Origin of the sequence: Nostoc cf. edaphicum LEGE 07299 (assembly GCF_015207245.1) — a bacterium.
Taxonomy (GTDB): domain Bacteria; phylum Cyanobacteriota; class Cyanobacteriia; order Cyanobacteriales; family Nostocaceae; genus Nostoc; species Nostoc edaphicum_B.
This window is the reverse complement of the sequence record NZ_JADEXF010000940.1, coordinates 1-2,732: the sequence shown is the minus strand read 5'-3', so window position 1 is coordinate 2,732 and position 2,732 is coordinate 1. Positions and strand designations below refer to the sequence as shown.

Annotated in this window: 1 protein-coding gene; it reads right to left on the bottom strand. The window is 43.7% G+C overall.

Annotated elements, in window-relative coordinates; all coding sequences use genetic code 11:
• The coding region (locus IQ229_RS22860; protein WP_194047684.1) for a leucine-rich repeat domain-containing protein at positions 1-2,732 on the bottom strand (2,732 nt) is incomplete at both ends.

The window sequence follows — 2,732 nt, the reverse complement described above, 5'->3', positions numbered from 1 at the left end:
ATCTAAATCATTATCTCCTTTTTGTGATTTTCGACGCGATTCTAGTGATTCATAGCCATCTAAAAGTTGACGCAGATCAAGTTTTAATTTTAGTTTGCCGATGGTGATTGTGCTTTCACCCATTGCCTCAAGTCCGAGAAGTTCTTGGTAGTCAAGGGGTGGATGTTTAGGATAGTTGGGGACGGGAACCCATTCGGTGATTTCAAGATTGGGAAGACTTTTGTGGATTTTTTTGAAGACATCGCGGAGGATGCCGAGAAATAAGCGGCGGGTTTCTTTGCGTTCGCTAATGGTGATGAAGATTTTTTTGTCTTCGGGATCGGCTTTGATCCGAGCGATGTTGTAGATTTCGTTGTTTTCTTGATATTGCAGCATTACACCACTACGCCAATAGATTTGGTTATGGATTTTTTCGTGGGTGTTGACGATGAAGCGGGAAATGATGCTTTCGGGGAGAACTTTGTAATGGTATTGAAATTCCAAGGTTTTGCCTTGGAGTTTTGTTTCGTTTGGTTGGTCTTTAGGCAGAAGTCCCGCAATTAGAAATTGTGGTGGGTGACATTCTAGTGCAAAGCAAAGCTCAAATTCTTTCATCAGCCCGATCAGATAGCCGTGACGCTTGGTGGGGTAGCGCTCTGGATTGAGGATGCGGGTGAGATCGGCGTGGGTGAAAATGCCTTTGGTTTTAGTTTTGAGGGTTTCATCGCTCAGGAGCGCGTAAATGCCTTCTGTCACCCAGTTGGGTTTGAGGACGTTGGTATCTTTGAGGATGGGATGCTCGCGGAAGTTGAGAACTAAGCCAAGTCGATGGAGGAGATCGATCAGTTGATCTTGGTTTTGTTCTTCGGGAATTTTATTTTCGTGGCAGATGCCGATGTAGCGGTTGTAGCTGATGAAGTCTTCAGTCATGGATTCGAGTTGTTGTTTAACCTCAAACCATGTCAGGGGTAAAAGATCGTAGACTTCTTTGAGGTTGCCGACTTGCTGGAAAATGGCGGTGCGAAGTTCATCAATGCCGATATTGTCTTGGCAGGAGGTTTCGATAATGGCTTGGATGTTAGGATATTTTTCGCGTAATGCCTTGCGGTTGATGTCAAGGGGTTGTTCGTCTTTTTTGTTGCCAACGATAATCACGGGGGACTGTCCGCCGAAGCTTTCGATTAGTTTGAGCCAATATTCGATGCGGTTTTCTTCTTCGCTGGTGCGACAATTACAAACGAGGAGATAGAGGCTGCGCTTAGTCAGAAAAAACTGATGGGTGGCATGATAAATTTCCTGTCCGCCAAAGTCCCAAACATTGAGGCGGATGTCTTTGCTATTGATCGACACGTTCCAAGTTTCTACATTGAGTCCGTCGGTTTGGGATTGATTTTGGTCATATTTATTGCGGATTAGTCGCTTAATGAGGGATGTTTTGCCGACGCTGCCTTGTCCGATGAGCAAGAGTTTGGCTTCGTTGAGTGGACTCACTTCACCGCTACGGAGTAATCGCAAGTAATTGAAAATGTCTTCAACTGAACCAACATTATTAGAAGATCCTAAAATCTCTGGTGAAATAGGAAGCGGATTTCCCCGCAAATCTAGTGTTTCCAATTTCGGCAAACTTTCGATCGCCTCTGAAATCTGGGTAATTCGGTTGTTACTGAGGTGAAGCTGGGTCAGATTAGTTAATTTAGCAATCGCCTCTGGAATCTGGGTTATTTGGTTGCTATCGAGGTGAAGCTCCGTCAGATTAATTAGTTTAGCGATCGCCTCTGGAATCTGGGTTATTTGGTTGTCACTGAGGTAAAGCTGCGTCAGATTGGTTAGTTTAGCGATCACATCTGGAATCTGGGTTATTTGGTTGGAAAAGAGGTAAAGCTCCGTTAGATTGGTTAGTTTAGCGATCGCCTCTGGAATCTGGGTTATTTGGTTGGAAAAGAGGTCAAGCTCTATCAGATTGATTAAATTAGCGATTGCATCTGGAATCTGGGTAATTTGGTTGTCACTGAGGTCAAGGGTAGCTAGATTAGTTAAATTAGTGATCGCCTTTGAAATCTGGGTTATTTGGTTGTTATAGAGGAAAAGCTCCATCAGATTGGTTAGTTTAGCGATCGCCTCTGGAACCTGGGTTATTTGGTTGTAACTGAGGTCAAGGGTAGCCAGATTGGTTAAATTAGCGATCGCCTCTGGAATCTGGGTTATTTGGGTGGAACCGAGGTTAAGGGTAGTTAGATTGGTTAAATTAGCGATCGCCTCTGGAATCTGGATTATTTGGTTAGAACCGAGATTAAGGGTAGTTAGATTGGTTAAATTAGCGATCGCCTCTGGAATCTGGATTATTTGGTTAGAACCGAGGTTAAGGGTAGTTAGATTGGTTAAATTAGCGATCGCCTCTGGAATCTGGGTTATTTGGTTAGAACCGAGGTTAAGGGTAGTTAGATTGGTTAAATTAGCGATCGCCTCTGGAATCTGGGTTATTTGGTTAGAACCGAGGTTAAGGGTAGTTAGATTGGTTAAATTAGCGATCGCCTCTGGAATCTGGGTTATTTGGTTAGAACCGAGGTTAAGGGTAGTTAGATTGGTTAAATTAGCGATCGCCTCTGGAATCTGGGTTATTTGGTTAGAACCGAGGTTAAGGGTAGTTAGATTGGTTAAATTAGCGATCGCCTCTGGAATCTGGGTTATTTGGTTAGAACCGAGGTTAAGGGTAGTTAGATTGGTTAAATTAGCGATCGCCTCTGGAATCTGGG